This is a genomic window from Veillonella intestinalis (assembly GCF_943192895.1).
Lineage (GTDB): Bacteria > Bacillota > Negativicutes > Veillonellales > Veillonellaceae > Veillonella_A > Veillonella_A intestinalis.
In genome coordinates this window covers 131401-150697 of the sequence record NZ_CALPCB010000007.1, presented here as the reverse complement: position 1 = coordinate 150697, position 19297 = coordinate 131401, and the positions used below count along the sequence as shown (strand labels likewise).

Annotated in this window: 9 protein-coding genes and 1 tRNA gene; 7 read left to right on the top strand and 3 right to left on the bottom strand. The window is 38.6% G+C overall.

Going from position 1 to position 19297, the window contains the following annotated elements; genetic code table 11:
* Positions 1–163: 163 nt before the first annotated feature.
* Entirely contained in the window at positions 164–1993 is a 1830-nt protein-coding gene (locus NFR27_RS07230) for a carbon starvation CstA family protein (RefSeq protein ID WP_277612545.1), read from the top strand.
* A gap of 329 nt (positions 1994–2322) precedes the next feature.
* Here NFR27_RS07230 and NFR27_RS07225 read toward each other — a convergent pair whose 3' ends face one another.
* Together NFR27_RS07225 and NFR27_RS07220 are read right to left on the bottom strand one after the other, a co-directional pair.
* The gene (locus tag NFR27_RS07225) at positions 2323–3144 is read right to left on the bottom strand and encodes a LytR/AlgR family response regulator transcription factor (RefSeq protein WP_251454938.1); all 822 of its coding nucleotides are present in this window, start codon (positions 3142–3144) and stop codon (positions 2323–2325) included.
* Positions 3141–4844: a sensor histidine kinase gene (locus NFR27_RS07220; RefSeq protein WP_251454936.1), complete on the bottom strand. Its 1704-nt coding sequence runs from the start codon at positions 4842–4844 to the stop codon at positions 3141–3143. Before NFR27_RS07220 ends, NFR27_RS07225 begins: the two co-directional genes overlap by 4 nt.
* Positions 4845–5074: 230 nt before the next feature.
* On the opposite strand from NFR27_RS07220, the gene NFR27_RS07215 reads away from it, so the two are divergent.
* The 3 genes from NFR27_RS07215 (at position 5075) to NFR27_RS07205 (ending at position 6823) form a co-directional block, all read left to right on the top strand.
* Positions 5075–5215, top strand: coding sequence for a hypothetical protein (locus tag NFR27_RS07215; protein ID WP_172460559.1), 141 nt, complete (start codon positions 5075–5077; stop codon positions 5213–5215).
* A 276-nt stretch (positions 5216–5491) separates the two neighbouring features.
* Positions 5492–5755: a type II toxin-antitoxin system RelE/ParE family toxin gene (locus NFR27_RS07210; RefSeq protein ID WP_251443729.1), complete on the top strand. Its 264-nt coding sequence runs from the start codon at positions 5492–5494 to the stop codon at positions 5753–5755.
* A gap of 18 nt (positions 5756–5773) precedes the next feature.
* Positions 5774–6823 (top strand): HigA family addiction module antitoxin, encoded by a 1050-nt coding sequence (locus NFR27_RS07205; protein WP_251443709.1) that lies wholly within the window; start codon positions 5774–5776, stop codon positions 6821–6823.
* Positions 6824–7024: 201 nt separating this feature from the next.
* Here the strand turns inward: NFR27_RS07205 and NFR27_RS07200 are convergent.
* Positions 7025–7100, bottom strand: a tRNA-Lys gene (locus tag NFR27_RS07200).
* Positions 7101–7677: 577 nt separating this feature from the next.
* Here NFR27_RS07200 and NFR27_RS07195 point away from each other — a divergent pair.
* From NFR27_RS07195 to NFR27_RS07185, 3 genes are all read left to right on the top strand, one after another.
* A complete protein-coding gene (locus tag NFR27_RS07195; RefSeq protein WP_251443692.1) occupies positions 7678–11205 on the top strand; it encodes an ESPR-type extended signal peptide-containing protein in 3528 nt (1175 codons plus the stop codon).
* A 702-nt stretch (positions 11206–11907) separates the two neighbouring features.
* Positions 11908–12072 carry an ESPR domain-containing protein gene (locus NFR27_RS07190; protein WP_251443689.1) on the top strand — a complete coding sequence of 55 codons (165 nt, stop codon included), beginning with the start codon at positions 11908–11910 and terminating at the stop codon, positions 12070–12072.
* Between the two features lie 47 nt (positions 12073–12119).
* A complete protein-coding gene (locus NFR27_RS07185; RefSeq protein ID WP_251454934.1) occupies positions 12120–19130 on the top strand; it encodes a YadA-like family protein in 7011 nt (2336 codons plus the stop codon).
* Positions 19131–19297: the final 167 nt, after the last annotated feature.

The following is a 19297-nucleotide window of genomic DNA, read 5'->3' as shown; positions in this document are numbered from 1 at the left end:
CGATTTGTTCCATTCATAGAAAATTCGTTTACCAGATGTTTAAAATAACATACAATGCTATCAGATGAAGATGAGATGACAAGGTAACTTGTGAGCGGACAATCTATCACAAGAGAATCTCAGCTTACCATTGCACTTATTTTATTTTAGGAGGTTCCTACAGATGGAAATGAACGGGCTTTATTTAGTTATTGTATCGGCCCTAGTGCTTGCGATCGCATATCGCTTGTACGGGTCCTTCATAGCTGCCAAAGTATTGACGGTTAACCAATATCGGACAACACCAGCGGTAGCTATTAATGATGGGGTTGACTATGTACCTACCAATAAATGGGTAACCTTTGGTCAACATTTTGCTGCCATTGCTGGGGCAGGTCCTTTAGTGGGACCAGTTATTGCAGCACAATTTGGTTATTTACCAGGCGTGCTTTGGATTTTGATTGGTTCCGTATTAGCTGGGGCTGTTCACGATTTCGTGTTATTATTTGCTTCCGTACGTTATAATGGTAAATCCATTGCGGATATTGCGAAATCTGAAATTTCTAGCTTAGCTGGTATGGGCACTTTACTAGCGACTCTATTCTTGCTTATTATTACCATGGCAGGGATGGCAGCAGTAGTAGCTAACTCTCTTGAAAACTCTCCTTGGGGCTTTTTTACAGTGAGTGCTACGATTCCAATTGCTGTATTCATTGGTGTGTATCTTCGTTGGATTCGCCCTGGTAAAATTCGTGAAGCCACTGTTATTGGTGTTGCTTTGATTATGGCCGCTGTTATTTATGGGCCAGACATTGCACATTCCTCATTAGCACCTTATTTCACTTGGGATCGTCATTCCATTCAAATTATGTTAGCTGTATATAGCTTCTTTGCAGCAGCATTGCCAGTTTGGTTGTTATTAGCACCTCGTGGTTATTTATCTACTTACATGAAAGTAGGGACTATCGGCGCATTAGCACTTGGTATTATTATCGTAATGCCTGTTCTTCAAATGCCAGCTTTCTCTGATTATGTATATGGTGGTGGCCCTGTACTTAGTGGCTCTGCTATTCCATTCGTATTCATTACGATTGCTTGTGGTGCCTTATCTGGGTTCCATGCTACCGTTTCCACAGGTACAACCCCTAAAATGATTACCAATGAAAAAGAAATGTTACCAATTGGTTATGGCGCTATGCTTACTGAAGCATTTATCGCTATGATGGCGTTGATTGCAGCTACTAGCTTACATCCAAGTGACTATTTCGCAATTAACTCTACAACTGAAACATTTAATGCGTTAGGACTTCAAGTTCATGAATTGCCAGCTTTATCCGCTATGGTAGGGGAAGACTTAATGCATCGTCCAGGTGGTGCAGTGTCCTTGGCTGTTGGTATGGCTCATATCTTCTCTCAAATTCCAAGCATGGCTCACCTTATGAGTTACTGGTACCATTTCTGTATCATGTTCGAAGCTTTGTTCATCTTGACATTAATCGATACTGGTACACGCGTAAGCCGTTATATGGTACAAGAATTATTAGGTATGGCATTCCCTAAAATGAAAGATGCTCATTGGTTACCAGGCGTTTATATTGCGTCATTCCTTGTATGTTTCACTTGGGGTTACCTCGTATTACAAGGCAATATCGGAACCATTTGGCCATTATTTGGTGTATCTAATCAGTTGTTAGCTACTATGGGGCTTGCCATCGGTACTACTGTTATTATGCACCTTGGTCACAAACGTTACGCTTGGGTAACATTGATTCCTTGTATCTTTATCGCAGTTATTACAGTTATGGCGGACTATGAAAATATCGTCTATAACTATATTCCAGAAGGTCAGTGGATGCTTGTCGGTGTAAGTATTCTTATGCTTATCCTCGTTGCTATCGTTATGGTTGAAGCCGTTCGCAGTTGGATTCGCTTGGCAAAACAACCACAAGACTTTAGAACCGAAGCAGATATTGAAGCGGAAGAAGTAACTAATATGGAAACAGAAAATGCATAAGTCAATACCATTTTCTGTAGCCTAACATTCATCTAACATTAGAATCTCATTACAACTACTTACAATAAAATTAGGAGACTCCTCTAGCCTAATCTGAAACGTGATGGCTACTAGAGTCTCCTCGTTTTTTTGCTATCTTTCTACCTCTCACTAAAAGAGCTTGCTAGGGATTAACCTGATATAGGTTTGAATAGAAATTACATAAAGTACAGAGGATAAGCAAAGCGAGAGGCCTCGCGTAGCGACCATTGCTATCTTTCCTAGCTGGTCGTGAGGGAGACCTCTCGCTTTACTTTTATCAATACTTTATGTAGTTTTTTTAGCCAAACTTAGTTAATCCCTAGCAACTCTTTTATCAACTTCACTTGTGCTTTACTTACAGGAATGTCTACCAGTTCTTGTCCTTTAGCCGTTTGCTGTGGCAAGCGAAGCCAATAGGTGCCTTTAAACCATGGTACGACTTCACGCACTTTGTTAAGGTTCACAATATAGCTACGGTGCACGCGGTAAAGTGAAGTGCCACGAAGGCGCTCTTGTAACTCTGTCAACGTTTTGTTAGAGCCATATTTCCCAGAATCCGTATGGACTTCTAATCGTCCTGATTCTCCTGTAATATAGGCGATACTGTCTAAGTCAATCAAGAGAATGTGTGCACCATCATCTACCGCTAGTTTATTAGTACGTACCGTTGGCGTGTTATCAGTGGAAGCGGTAGGGGGCGTGGCCGTAATTGCAATATCCTCTTGTATAGATGCATTTTTTTCACTAGGTAGACCTTGCGGATATAAAGCTTTGATTACATGTTGGATAGCCTTGGATAAGCGATTTTCTTCAATGGGTTTTACTACATAGTCTAAGGCTTGTAGCTCAAATGCTTTAAGGGCATATTCATCGTAAGCCGTGGCAAAGATAATACGACTGTCTGGCGAAATATCACGAATGACCTCTGCCAATTCTAGGCCAGATAGACCACGCATGTGAATATCTAAAAAGATTAATTGTGGTTTTTCACGAGTAATTAGTGAAATTGCAGAAGTGGCATTGTCGGCTTCTCCAATGATATCAATGGTGGTACTGTGGTTCGTAGTGAGTAGATAGCGTAGCTCGTCGCGCGCTGGTGCTTCGTCATCAATTAGAATGGTGCGAATCATAGGACCTCCTTTTCAGGTTCTGGTTGAATTTTGGGAAGGCGAATAGTTACAGTTGTGCCTTCTTCAGGAATTGAAGAAATGGTGAGACCATATGGAGCGCCATACAGCCCTTGAAGGCGATGATGTACATTGCTCAAACCAATGTGACCTTCTGGTGGTTGCTCCAAATAATAATTAGGATCTCCCTGAAAGCCGACACCATCATCGGTAACAGTTATAATAATATCTGTTTCTGTCATCGTGCCTTCAATGGCAATAGAGCCCCCCACTTCACGTGGCTGTAAGCCATGCTTAATGGAATTTTCAATAATCGGTTGTAAGGTAAGGGATGGAATGCCAAAGCTGAAAATGGCAGGAGCAATATTATGGGTCACAAAGAGTTTATCTCCATGGCGGGCCAGTGAAATTTCTAAAAAGCCACTTACTTGGTCCCATTCCTTTGCAAAGGAAATAACACGCCCTGTATATTGCAAGGTGAAACGAAACATTTGGGAAAATTTGATGAGTAAACGTCGTGCTAATTCTGGGTTAGTTCGTATTAAGGACGAAATTGTATTTAAAGTATTAAATAAGAAATGGGGATTGATTTGCGTGTGGAGCGCTTGCATTTTAGCGGCCTCTGTTAATTGACGCTGTTGATCAATCTCTGTTAATTCTAGCTGGGTAGAAAATAAATCGGCTAGCCCTTGAGCAAAGGCTACATCGGATGAATCGGGATAATGAGTTGTGTCCGTATAGTACATTTTAAGCGAGCCGATGATACGCCCGTTAATACTTAAAGGAACGACAATGGCACTGTTTAAGGTGCAATGAGGATCTGTACAGCCAATTTCATCATGTGAATAGGCAATATGGATAGTGCCCGACGTGAGAGAATGAATGGTTACATTTGTTAAATGGTCAGCTACCCCAGGGGCATGATGATTAGCTTCAGCTCCGATATAAGCTAGTACGTGCGTCGTGTCAGTAATAGAAACGGCATCATAAGAACTGTGCTTTTTGATAATTTGTACGACTGCATTAGCAGATTCAGGCGTTAAGCCTTTGCGGAAATAACGAACCGTTTCACGAGCAATAGACAAAATATTTTGACTTTGATTGGCCTTTTGCGTTTCCCGTTGGTGTAAGCCATCTTTGATGATTTTCATGAAAAGAGCAAGACCAAGAGAGTTAGCAATGGTCATAGGTACGGCAATGTCACCGACGAGAGCGGCTGCCATATGATAGGGTTCGGCTACTAATAAGATGATGAGCATTTGGATAATTTCGCCAAAGAAGCCGATACCTAGGGCTATGGGCCAAGGTATTAATTTGCGTTTATAAAACTTTTGAAACAGACCGGCTAACAGGCCTTCGGTAATAGAAGAAATGGCACAGGCCAGAGCGGTAAAACCGCCTAATGAATAGCGATGTAAGCCTGAAACAAGACCAACGGCACCGCCTAAAAAAGGGCCCCCTACTAGACCGGCCGCCATGATACCAATCATGCGAGAATTTGCTAGGGCATCATTGATGGGAATACCGCCATAAGTACCTAAAATAGCAATACTTGAAAAAATAAGAATAAAAATAAAACGATCGAACCAAGATAAACGATTAGCCATGAGCCGATCAAAGAGTTTTAAACGAGAAATGACAAGACCGAGCACAATGGCCGTGCTAATTCGCTTAATCATTTCAAATAGTAAAATATCAGTCATAGGAAAGTCCTTTCAGAGGTATAGGACTGAAATCGTCGTTAGCGTCTATTCCTATACATATAATAGAATATGGTATTGGTTTCATTATATCATATGCACAATTGGTATACATAGCATGCTTTTGAGGTTGAGAAATGAAGCTGAATTTAGTAGAATAATAACAGTTATATCTTGAAAAACTGAAAAAATTAGAGAATTATTTATCATACAGTGTGATTGGAGGTTTTGGTATGTGTTGGTGCGATATTGTTTATAAATCTGGCGTTTCTCGCCTTGGACAAGGCTTAGAAGGAACACTTCATTTTTTAGCCTTTTGGGTATTGACACTTAGCTTTATTCGCTTAGGTGTATCTTGGATTTTTGGCATTTAAAAAGTCACCCGTGTTTGACGAGTGACGGTGGAGTAGGTATAATAGAAAGAGAGATAGCTAAGTATTGCAACGCTCGGCTCATCTCGTAACTTTAACAAAGTATTTGAGAAATGGCCTTGACGTTACTTCGACGTTAAGGTTATTTTAGTATAAGCATATTTTCTTGCTAATCTGATTAAATAGTGTTAATATTAAATTAACCTTATAGGTTAATTTATTTGTGGGAGAAGGTGCAAAAAACTGGATGTTACTTATAGAACTAAGAAGTTAGAAAAAGTGTGTACAGAAGGTAAAGAGGCAAAGAAAACATATGGGGAAGAAATGTCCGCAAAAATCTTTCAGCGTATTAAAGAGTTAAAACATAGTGATAATGTTGAAACTTTAATAAAGTTTTCCGTGGGAAGATGTCATTCATTAAAAGGTCAGCTTGAAGGACATTATGCAATGGATTTAATTCACCCGTATAGATTAGTATTTAGAAAACATGAAGAAAAATTAGATGTAGTAATAATTATTAGCATAGAAGATTACCATAAATAATCAAAGGAGGGTTTACAGATGTATAGCAGTAAGAATTATATAGCAATTCCTCCAGGTGCTACCATAAAAGAACAATTAGAATATAGAGGAATGTCTCAAAAAGAATTTGCTCAAAGAATGAACTTTAGTGAAAAACATATTAGTAATTTGATTAATGGAAAAGTAGAACTTAGTGCTGATGTAGCTTTACGGTTAGAGAATGTCCTGGGCTTGCCCATGAAGTTTTGGCAGGGTTTAGAGGCCGAGTATAGAGAAGATTTGGCAAGAGTAAAAGCTGAATTGGAAATGGAACGAGAGATTGAATTAGTTAGGAAAATTCCTTATGCTAAAATAGCTAGCCTTGGATGGGTAGAGAAGACACGAGTTGCGATAAAAAAAGTTGAAAATTTACGACGTTTTTTTGAAGTTTCTAAATTAGAAATTATAGATTCTTTAAAAATACCAGGAATTGCATTTCGTGTGAATGGGGAATCAAATAAAAGTAATTATGCACTTGCGGTATGGGCGCAACAAGCAAAACTGTTGGCAAGACAACGTGTAGTTTCGGATATTAACATTGAAAAATTAAAAGAAAGTATTCCTAAAATACGAAGGCTAACGACACAAGAGCCTGACGAATTTTGTCAAACTTTGAAAGAATTATTAAGTGAGTGTGGAATTGTTATAGTTTTTTTACCTCATTTAGAGGGATCTTTTTTACATGGAGCATCATTTATTGATGGGAAAAAAATTGTATTAGCCCTTACGGTTAGAGGTAAAACGGCGGACATATTTTGGTTTAGTTTATTCCATGAAATGTATCATATTATTGAAGGTCATATTTATAATCAGCGAATGACAACTGAGTGTGAAGAAATTGAAGCTGATTCTTTTGCTGCAGAGACGCTAATCCCTAAAAATGAGTATGAAACATTTTTAAAAACATACACAGGTGATAAAGAGTCTATTTGCCAATTTGCGTATAAAATGGATATAGCTCCAGGAATTGTGTTAGGCAGATTACAGAAAGACAATATTTTAGGTTATCAATTGTATCAAGAATTGAAGGTTAAATATCAAATTGTATAGTTGCGTTATCGATGAGGCTTGTACCTAGCAAAATTACAATGCCAATTTTATTGCACTGTATTCGAGCTGTGAATCCAACAATCGACATTATTATTTTAGTGTCTATTTACAGGTAATGATACTTGAAACGCCCTAATCTGGAAAATCGGATTAGGGCGTTTTTGTATGTAAAAAAGGTCTTGCATTAGCAAGACCTTGGTATGGTGGACCACCAGGGGATCGAACCCTGGACACCCTGATTAAGAGTCAGGTGCTCTGCCAGCTGAGCTAGTGGTCCATGACAACATAGATATTATATACCCATTGATTTAAAATGTAAACTATTAATTTGAAAAAGGGAGTGAAATAATACAAGCTTCTCGAGGTGTATATTAGGCTATCAAGAGGGGTATATAAAATATAATGTCAATAATCATGAATTTACTATGAATTAATGTTTTGAAAGTTGATAAAACATAATAACCTATCAATAAAGTGTGTATTAAATGATAAATGTTATATAAGAAATATAGATTTAGATTTTTACAATATATATCAGAACTTTTTATATATGTTGCTGTAATTGATAAACTTGAAAAAGTTAGAATTTAATGAAAGGTTAGTGAAAAATATGATGAGAAAACTGTTAAAATTTATTGACAGATATAGGCCGTAAAAGATAAAATAATTAAGCAAAAGAGAGATAATAGTTTGCGTGGTGTGACGCGCCTAGCAACTTTATTAATGTGAATTAATGTGTGGGGTGATATGAGATAGTTTAAGCGTCCTTACTTTTATTGAATATGTTTTTGGTTTGGTGTAATCATATATTTTACAGTTAAAATGACTAACTAGTATTATGGGAGGTTGAGTCAATGAATAAGCATTATAAAGTTATTTGGAGCAAGGTTAAGAACAGCTATGTAGTTGTTTCTGAACTTGCTAAACAAGCTGGTAAAACAGCAACAACAAAATCTCAGACAGGTCAGCGTATTGGTGTGACTTTGGCTGTATTGGCGTTAAGCGCAGGAATTAGTGGTAGTGTTTGGGCTGCTGATGCTACTGACACGACTATTGTTGAAGGTAAAGTATCATATAATGGTTCTGAAGGAACTTTAATTTTAACAGATAGTAATGCTGAAACTATTGAAATTGCTGGGTTGAAAAATCTTGATACAACAAGTGTTACTCTAGAAGGAGACACTCTAACATTTAAGCGTAATGATGACTCTACTTATGCTGTAAGTGGGATAGCTACTACTTCTGATGTAACCAATAATAAGACACATTACTACAGTGTAAAAGGCCCTCAAACTCCAGGTGGCAACTACAACAATGATGGTGCTACAGGTGACAATGCCTTAGCTGCTGGTGTAGGGGCTAGTGCAGTAGCTCACAATAGTATTGCCATTGGTCATAAAGCTTGGATTTTGGATAGTAATGGTGGTAAAGGCAGTGGCGACATTGCTATTGGTAATGGTGCTAAAGTTGAAAATTATGCCGACCAAAGTGCTGGTATTTCTCTAGGTCAAAATGCCTACGTAGAAAACATGGCTGGTAAACAAGAAGCTATCTTTGCCCTTGGTCAAACTACATTTAGCGGTAACTTCTTATCTACGGCACGTATTCCTGCAGATCCATCCAAATTGGCAGCAGGCATAGCTATTGGTGAAAACTCTTATGTTCGTTCTGGTAGTTTAATGGTGGGCACTCATAAATACATTGGCCAATTAGGTGATGTAAAGGTAGATACGTCTACTGAAGCAGGCCGAAGAGCTACTGGTGTGGGGGTTAATGCAACTACAATTGGTACTAATAGCTTTAACCATGGTACTTTCTCTACAATTACTGGTGCCTACTCTATTGCTACTAGTAATTATGCCGGTGGTCGTGACTCTGTTGATGCAGGTAAAAACTTTGGTGCCGTTATTATGGGTTCCATGAATAGCATGGAGTCAGCTACTGCTGAAAACTCTAGTTCTGGTGTAGCTAGTAGTATTGTAGGTTTGGCCAATAAAGTAGCCAATGCAAATGGGGCTTTAATCTTTGGTGCAGGGAATGAAATTACTAACTCTGTAACAAGTATTTCTATTCCTGGTACAGGCCTATTAGCTAGTTCTTCAGCAGCAAATTCAGCTAAAGAATTGCAAGTAAAAATGCTAGACATTATACGTAATACTGATAGTGGCGGGTCTACTTTGGCTATTGGTGGCAGTAACAAAGCTGATTACACTCGTGCATCTTCTATCATTGGTGTAAAAAACACCCTAACTGGTACAGCTGCAGACATTAGTCAATATAACTCCATTATGGGTTATAACAATAAAGCAGAAAATGTAGATGATGTAACTTTAGCAGGTATTAATAATACAGTTAAAGATACTAAGACTGCCGTTGTATTTGGTGATAATCGAAAAGTAACTGGTGCTAACAATAGTATCGTACTAGGTTCTGTTGATGAAGAAACTGAGCTAACTGCAACTGATGCGGTTGTAATTGGTCATAACGCAAATGTGGAAACAGTAGGTGGCGTGGCTCTTGGTTTTGATTCTATTGCCACTGTAGATAAAGGTGTTGTTGGTTATGACCCAGTTACAGATACAGCATCCACAAAAACTAATGCTACTTGGAAATCTACACTAGCTGCTGTATCTGTTGGTGCAAACGGTAAAACGCGTCAGATTACAAATGTAGCCGCTGGTACAGCTGATACTGATGCAGTTAACGTAGCACAATTGAGAACAGTAGCATCAGCTATTGGTGATGTTAAGAACCTTGTAATAAATGGCTCAAACGTACAAGAAGGAAAAAATATTACTGTAGCAGCTGGCAATAAAGTAAATCTTAATGATAATATCACTCTAGGACATGAATCTGATACGGCTAAGCAGGTTAATATTAATGGTGAAGCTGCTAAAGTAACTGCTGGTACAGGTGAAAACCAAGTGGTGGCTGATGGTTCAAAAGGTCAAGTAACTATTGGTGTAGATAATGGTAATCCTGAAGACCAAATTATCATGGGTAACCAAGAAGTTAGTCCTATTAAGGCCCCTGATACTCCGTTAGGTACAAAAGAAAATGGTCAATTCATTACAGGACTTGATAATACAACTTGGGATCCAGAGACTAATGGCTATGTAGAGCACCGAGCAGCGACTGAAGGCCAATTACATGATTTAGCTGAAAAAATTGGCAATATTGATACAGCTGTAAAAGATTCTAGTCGTGTATTTGCTGGTGATGATGGCGTAAAAGTAACTGTTAAGAATGGTGAAACCTTAAATCTTAAAGGTGGCGCTGATGCAAGCAACTTATCAGATGGTAATATTGGCGTAGTGGCCAATGGTCAAGGCTTAGATATTAAATTATCTAAAGATATAACAGGCTTAAATTCCGTAACAACTGGCAACACAACTATTAACAATGATGGTTTAACTGTTAAAGGCGCTGAAGGAAATACAGTTGTAGTAAGTGGCGATAATGTTAGCATGGGTGACAATGTGATTCACAATGTTGGCGCAGGCGAAGCTCCAACTGATGCAGTAAATCGTGGTCAGTTAGATGCTGTAAGCGATCGTGTAGATGGTTTAGCTGGTGATTTCGGTAATTTAAATGGCCGTGTAAATAAATTGAACAATCGTGTTAACGAAGTAGGTGCTGGTGCGGCTGCATTAGCTGCATTGAGTCCATTAGACTTTAATCCAGATGACAAATGGAATTTTGCCGTAGGTTATGGTAATTACAAAAATGCCGATGCATTTGCGATTGGTGCTTACTATCAGCCAAATGAAGACACTCGTTTCAGCATTGGTAGCACCTTAGGTAATGGCGATGAAATGTTTAATGCAGGTGTAAGTATCCGCTTTGGTCAATCCAATGGTGTATCTACATCGCGTGTAGCTCTTGCTAAAGACGTAGAATCCTTGAAACGTATTGTTCAACAGTTAGTAGCTGAAAATGAACAATTACGTCGTGGTGGTAATGGTATGGCTTCTGGTTACTCAGATATTTCTACTCGGGAGTTCCCAGATGTGCCTAAGAACCATTGGGCTTATGAATATGTGGATACTATTGCTAAGAAAGGCTTCACAATTGGTTATCCTGATGGTGAATTCAAAGGCGATCGTACACTTACTCGATATGAGTTTGCTGCTGTTATATATCGTGCGCTTAAGAATGGTGCTGAAATCGATGCAGGCATGGCGCGTGCTATCGATGAATTTGGCCCTGAATTAACTCGCCTTGAAGGTCTTGATCACAGTCGTGTTGACCGCATTGCTGGTGAAGATAATGATCGTTACAAAATCGAACGTGTTCGTGTAAATAATAAAGATAACGAAGAAAAAGGTGATTACCGCGACATTTTTGGTGGTAAAATCAAAAAAGAAGAAGTAGCTCAATAATTGAATAGTGAGTTTTAAAAACGACTGCATAGAAGTAATTTCTATACAGTCGTTTTTTTTATCTATTCCTGAATGGAATAGGGATTCTTGACAACATCTAATTTTATAGAACAATGATAGAAATAATTTGTAGCTATAGGTTAAAAGTGGAGTAATATATTAAATTAATTATTACTGACAAAATTAGTCTCTTTTTGTTTCGGCAAATTTATTCATTCTTACAATCTAAATTAGTATAATATAGACTTTAAGATATTTTAAATTCATATAAAATTTATATGAAATTTATATGAGGTTGTGAAATATAGATTAAATCGATTTTTCTTATGACTGAATTAGAGGGATTTTGCATTGAGTTAATAAGTTCAGTTATGGAAAAATTTAATTAGCAGAATTGATGGAATAAAAAATATATTAAAATCTTGAAAAACACTTAATTAAAATGAAGTTAAAATGAAATTAATGCAGCCAGAATGCGTATTTTGAAATTGACAGAGTATTATTATAAGGCTAGAATGAACACAAATGAAGTCTATTTGTTTTTTGGGAGGGGGATATGCCTTACGGCTTTATTAATATGAATTAATGTGTGAGGTGATATAGGAGATTTGTAATAGCTTTATTTGTGAATATAGTTTTTATTTAGTGAAATGATAAAATTTACTGTTATTTGACTAGTTGATGTTAAGGGAGGATGGGTTAATGAATAAACAGTATAAAGTTATTTGGAGTAAGGTGAAGCATAGCTATGTAGTAGTATCAGAATTGGCTAAAAATAGTGGTAAAGCAGCATCTACTCATATTCAGTCAGGCCGGACATTAGGTGTGGCTCTATCTGTGTTGGCATTGTGTGCAGGGGGACAGTAGGGGTTCAGGCAGCTGATGGAACAACACTGGTACCATATTATAGCGCGATGCCAACACCATATGGTCCTTTTGCTAAGTGGAATGCTGACGGTCAAGGGGCTCTAGGTATAGGTACTGTTGTTGCAGGCGGAAGTCGAATTGTTAATGCTGGAGGGACTTATCTAGGTGCTATGGCAACTATTGCAGGCTCTGGTAATGAAATTAGAACGAATGCTAGTAATGCATATGATGGTGTAGCTAATGCAATTGTGGGGGCTGTTAATAGAACAGAAAATGCTAATGCAGCATTGATTTTTGGTGCAGGTAATACAGTAACTAATTCATATGGAAATATAGAAGATGTTGATCCGTTTAATTTAGCTGGGTCAGTAAAAGACAGTGGTGGTCAAGTGCTTGTCATAGGTGGGGCTAACAGTGTTGATTTTGGTAAGTACTCTTCTGTTACAGGCGTATCAAATGTGATAAAAGGTAAAGGTGCATTAGATACTAGTGACTACAACTTTATTTCAGGCGCTAGAAATAAAGTTACTACAACTGATCATGCGTATGTAATTGGTACAGATAATGAAGTAACAAATGGTACTGGTAATACTCTAATTGGTGACAATCGTATCTTAACAGGTGTTACTAATTCAGTGATTTTAGGCTCCGGTGTAAAAAGTGATAATAAATTAGGCGCTAATAATGTTTCTAATGTAGTTGTAGCTGGTTATAAGGCAAATGCTACTGCAGCTGATGGTGTAGCTATTGGCTCTAATTCTGTAGCAAGTGTAGCAGCTGGCGAGATAGGCGCATCTCCAACTAATACTACTGTAAGTGATGCTGATAAGAAAAACTCTACTTGGACATCTACCTTAGGCGCTGTATCTGTAGGGTATGCTGCAACTGGAAATGATTCTGCAGGCACTCGCCAAATTACAAATGTAGCAGCTGGTACACAAGACACTGATGCAGTTAACTTAGCACAGTTGAATAAAGTAGCTAGCTTAATAAGCAACAGTGCTGGTAGTGGTGTTGAGTATGTTTCTATAAAAGCGGCTAATGATACTGACACGAATAAAGATAATAAGGGTGCAACAGGTTATGGTAGTATTGCTATTGGCCCTAATGCACTGACTAAAGGCGCATATTCAGTAGCTCTAGGTTATAAAGCCCAGATTGATTCTAATAGCTCCAATCAAATTGCTATTGGTAGCGAGGCTACAGCGAAGAATAATGATAGTATAGCGATTGGCAATAAAGCAAATGCTACGGATGGTGTTGCTATTGGGCGTGAGGCAAATAGTAATACCTCTACAAGTGTTGCTATGGGCTTATATAGTAAGGCCAATAAACAAGGCAGTGTATCTATTGGGTATAATACGGTATCTAACGATAACGGAACTGCGCTTGGTTATCGGTCTGAATCTTATAATGGGGATTCAGCTGCTTTTGGTAGCCATGCTCGCGCGTACGAAAAACAATCTTTGGCTAGTGGCTATAAAGCAACAACATATTCTGAGCAGTCTATTGCTATTGGTAGCCAGGCAGTTGTTTATGCTGATAAAGGCGTAGCTCTTACTAAAGCGGAATATGATGCTATTACCGACGAAAAAGTGAAAGCAAATTATGCACTAGATCCATTGACTATGGACCAAGGGGGACCAAAATACTATAAAACAGGTAAATCTGGTTATGGTACGGCTATTGGCTATAATGCTGAAGTATTCGCACAAAGTGGCCTAGCGTTGGGACATCAAGCAAGTAGTTCAGAAAAAGCAGGTGTCGCTTTAGGTAAGAGTGCATCGGCTAGTGCAGAAAATGGCATTGCTTTAGGTAGTAATTCAAGAGTAACAAAAAATGATGGTGTTGCCTTAGGTTCTAATTCAAAAGCATCGAGAACGGCTGGTAATGCAGGATATGATCCTAGTACTAATAGTACAAGTAGTCAAAGTATTCCTGCTTGGAAATCTACAATGGGTGCTGTAGCAGTAGGTTATGCAGCGGATGGAAATATTCCAGCAGGAACTCGCCAAATTACAAACTTAGCTGCTGGTACATATGCTACTGATGCCGTAAACGTGGCACAGTTAAAAGCGGCTCGTGTAAAAGTGCAAGCAGCTACAGGTGATGCCAATTCTGTAACTGTAAGTTCAAGTACAGCCACTGATGGCTCTACAATTTACACAATTAGTGGCCTTAATACTGATACAGACACAAAAGTAACAGGCGGTACAGCTACATATAATCAAGCTACCGGTGCTGGTACTATTACAGTAACTGATTCTTCTGGCGATACAACTAACCCTATTACTATTGAAGGCTTACAAGATACATATGTAACGGGTGTGACTCTTGAAGATGGTACTTTAACCTTAACTCGTAATGCTGGTGCTGATTTAACGGTTAATAATATTGCAACGAAAGCTGATTTAGCAGCAATAAAACCGATTGAATATTTCTCCGTAAATTCCACTGCAACAGGTAATAAAGATAATAAAGGCGCTACAGGCACTAATGCTGTTGCTATTGGTCCTAATGCAACGGCTAATGGTGAAGGTAGTGTAGCTATTGGTAATAATGTAAGAACAAGTGGTGCTGGGACAGTTGTCATTGGTGATGGTGCTCATGTAACTGCTAATATTACATTAGATGGTCATATTGCAATTGGTAAGAATGCTCGTGTATTTGCTGGTGGTGGTGAACAGGAAGCAAAACTTGGTTTTGATCCAACTATCTGGCCTAAGGGCGGTGTTGGCGGTTATGATAAGCCAACTGACCTCAGCCGTGTAGCAACGGGGATTGCTATGGGCGTTAATTCAAACGCTCGTACAGGTTCCATCGACATTGGTGGGCGTACCTACAATGGTCTCATGGGTGGTAAACAAGTATCTGGTAATGATGCTATTGGTTTCCATGTAAATCAAACAGCCTTAGGCACCAATACCTATGCTAAAGGCTTGTTCTCCACGATGCTTGGTTCTTACTCCATTGCAACAGGCGGCTCTGATGGTTCTGGTGGAGGAAACACCATGGCCTATGGCGGTCAAAATTTTGGCGCCACTGTAGTAGGTTCTTTAAATAGTATTCGTTCAAATGAGGAGATTCAATTTATTGAACTCTTCGGAAAAGAAACTCCGGTAGGGGTTTCTTCTCAAGGGGTTGCTAATACTATTACAGGTGTAGCTAATATTACAGAAAATACTAATGGATCTCTTATTTATGGTGCTGGTAATAAGATTAGTAACTCCATTACATCAATTAATCCACCAACTACTGGTGCTGCTTCTGTAGACGCTATGGTTGACAGCTTACAAACTGCTATTAGAAATAGTAAGAGCGGTGGAGCTACTATGGCTTTTGGTGGTGGCAACGTAGCAGATTATACTCGAAAATCTGCTATCATTGGTGTTAATAATACACTAATTGGCACAGCTGCGGATCCTAAATCTGGTGCTAAAGAATATATCAGTGAATTCAATGCTATTACTGGCTTTGAAAATACAGCGACTAATGTAAGCCATGTAACCGCTACAGGTAGTAATAATAAAATTACAGACACTGATAACACAATTCTATTTGGTGATAACCGTACGTTAACAGGTGCTAATAATAGTGTTGTAATGGGCGCAGCATCTAAAGAAACTGTATTAAACGTTACTGATGCAACTGTAATTGGTTATAATGCCAATGTAACAGTAAAAGATGGCGTAGCTCTTGGCTCTGGCTCTATTGCTAATACTGCTGCTGGTAAATTAGGTTACATTCCTGCAGGAAAAGATTTGACAGATGCAGATAAGGCTACTGCGACTTGGACTTCTAAATTAGCTGCTGTATCTGTTGGTGATGTGGCTACTGGTAAAACTCGTCAAATCACAGGCGTAGCTGCTGGTACAGCTGCTACTGATGCAGTTAACGTTGCACAATTGCAGGCAGTAGCGGAAATTGCAGAAAATGCTACTACAGCAGCTGGTAAACATACAGTGGTAAGTGTTAACGGTGGCGAGAAAGCTACAAATACAACGTATGTTGGAGAGGGCAATTTACAGATTAACGTTACAAATAAAGATGGGCAAAACACATACGATATTAAGTTAAAAGATAATCTTACCATTGGTACTAAAGGTGAACCAGGTAAAGATGGACAGCCAGGCACTAAGGGTGAAGTAGGTAGTATTACTATTATTGGTGAAAATGGTAAAGATGCTGAAGGTAAAGAGCTTCCAGAAGGCAACAATACAAGTGCTAATATTTCCGTAAAAGATGGAGCAAAAGGTCTTGATGGTAAAGATGGCGTAACTCGTATTGTTTACACTGATGAAAATAAGACACCACATGAAGTAGCAACTATGGATGATGGTCTCAAGTTCGCCGGTGACGATGGTACTACCAAGGTTGTATCTAAAAAGCTTAATGAACAGTTAGATATTAAGGGTGGGGCAACTGATTTCACTGAAAATAATATTGCTGTTGTAGCTGATGTTGATGCGCAAGGTAATGCCACTGGTTTACATGTGAAATTGGCTAAGAATATTAATTTAGCTGATGGTAGTATCAAATTTAATGAAACTGTAAAAGACGCTGACGGCAATTCCTTAGTTAAAGGTGAAGATGGCAAATGGTACATCGATTTAACTGGAGCTGTATATGATAAAGACACTAATACATATACTAAGGATGGTAATACATTACAACCAGTTACACCTAGTACAAAAGGTTCTGTTGAATTATCTGAAAACGGCTTAGATAACGGTGGTAATAAAATTACTAATGTTGGTGAGGGCACAGATAAGACAGATGCTGTTAACAAAGGTCAGTTAGATAAGGCGATTGAAGATCTTGGCGATAAAGTTGGTGATGCTCACACAGCAATTACTTTAAATGGTAAAGAAGTAACACCAGGTACCGATAAGTTAGGTGCTCCAGTACAAGATAATAACTTGGAACTTGCTGCTAAAATTGTAAACGGTAAGACTACCTATGACATTAAGATGAGTAAAGATTTAGTTCTTGGTACTAAGGGTGAACCAGGCAAAGATGGTGAAGATGGTCAACCAGGAACTCCAGGTAAAGCTGGTAAACCAGGTAGTATCACTATTATTGGTGAAAATGGTAAAGATGCTCAAGGCAATGAACTTCCAGAAGGCAACAATACAAGTGCTAACATTTCTGTAAAAGATGGTGCCAAAGGTCTTGATGGTAAAGATGGCGTAACTCGTATTGTTTACACTGATGAAAATAAGACACCACATCAAGTAGCGACTATGGATGATGGTCTAAACTTTGCTGGTGATGATGCTAAACCTATTCCTAAAAAGCTTAATGAACAGTTAGATATTAAAGGTGGAGCTGACACTGAGAAATTAAGTGATAATAATATTGGTGTTGTTAGCGAAACTAAAGATGGAAAAACATATTTAAGTGTTAAATTAGCTAAAGATTTAACTGGCCTTACTAGCATCAATGTAGGTGGTATAAAAGGGGCTGACGGAAATTATACTGGTGGCATCACAATCAATAATGGTGGTATCAACATGGGTGGTAAGAAAATTACCAACGTAGGATCTGGTATTGTTGAAGGAGATAATAAGAATAACACGAATGTAGCCAATATTAATGATGTCCTTCAACTTGTAGGTAAAGAAGTTGAAGCAGCAAAGGTAACTGCTGGTGATAATATTTCTGTAGAAAATAATAAAGTATCTCTTAAAGAAGATATTACGCTTGGTAAAGATGAGACTAAACAAGTAGAAATTAAAGGTTCCGATGGTACGATTACTGCTGGCTCCGGTGCTAACCAAGTTGCAATTGATGGTAAAGATGCATCTGTTAAAGCTGGCGCGGGTGAAAATCAAGTCGCTCTTGATGGTGCGAATGGCCAAGTAACGATTGGTCAAGCTGGCGACCAAATTATCATGGGCAACCAAGAAGTAAGCCCTATTAAACCAAACGGTGATCAATTAGGTACAAAAGAAAATGGTCAATTCATTACAGGTCTTGATAATACAACTTGGGAACCTGAAACTAAAGGCTATGTTCCTGACCGTGCTGCTACTGAAGGTCAATTAAAAGATATTGCTGATAAGATCAATAATATTGATACATCAGTAAAAGAGTCTAGCCGTGTATTTGCTGGCGACGAAGGCGAAGGTAAAAAAGTAACTGTTAAGAGTGGTGAAACTTTACATCTCAATGGTGGAGCTGCTGTTGATAATTTATCAGATGGCAATATTGGTGTAGTGACACAAAAAGATGACAAGGGTAATCCTACTAATGGCTTAGATATTAAATTATCTAAAGACCTTAAAGGCTTAAACTCTGTAACGACTAAAGAATTAACTGTTACTGAAAAAGCTAATATTGGTGATGTGACCATTGAAGGCGATACTATTACAGTAGGCAAAGGTGATAGCCAAACTATCATTAATGGTGAAGGTATTAGTATTCCAGGCAAAGATGGAAAAGACGGCGTTAACATCTCTGGCGAAGGCATTGATATGGGTGGCAAGCCAATAACTAATGTTGGTGAAGCTGTAAATCCTGGCGATGCTATCAACAAAGGCCAATTTGATAAAACAATTAACGATATTGGTAATGGCATGAATCATATGTCTAACCGCATTAGCAAATTGGATCGTCGGGTAGACCGTGTTGGTGCTGGTGCTGCGGCTCTTGCTGCTTTACATCCATTAGAATTCAGCCCAGAAGCTAAGTGGGAAGTGTCTGCTGGTGTAGGTAACTACAAAGGCGCAAATGCCTTAGCACTTGGTGCATTCTATCGTCCAAATGGTGACACTATGTTTAGCATTGGTACCTCCTTAGGTGGCGGTGAAAACATGGTTAACGCTGGTGTAACATTACGTGTTGGTGATGGCGAAACTGAAAATTATCCAGCTCGTAAGGTAATGGCACAACAGATTAAAGATTTACAATACGTTGTGAATACACAAAACGAAAAGATTGAGCAATTAACTCAATTGGTTAATACTTTAGTTGGTGCTAATCAACAGATTCAGCCAATCGTAAGTGCGCCACAGGCACAAGCTGATGCTGAAACTGAAACAGCACAACAGGCTTAATAAGTGTAAATGTAAGGTGTACAAAGGGCGAATGACTTTGTATGAGCTAATTAAGCAACATAATTGCATATTTCGGTTTGTTTGTGACACACCTTCCTAACCAAGGCTGGGGCCGTTTCAGAAATGAGACGGCCTCAGTCTTTTGCTGTTTCACGGGTAGCAAAAAT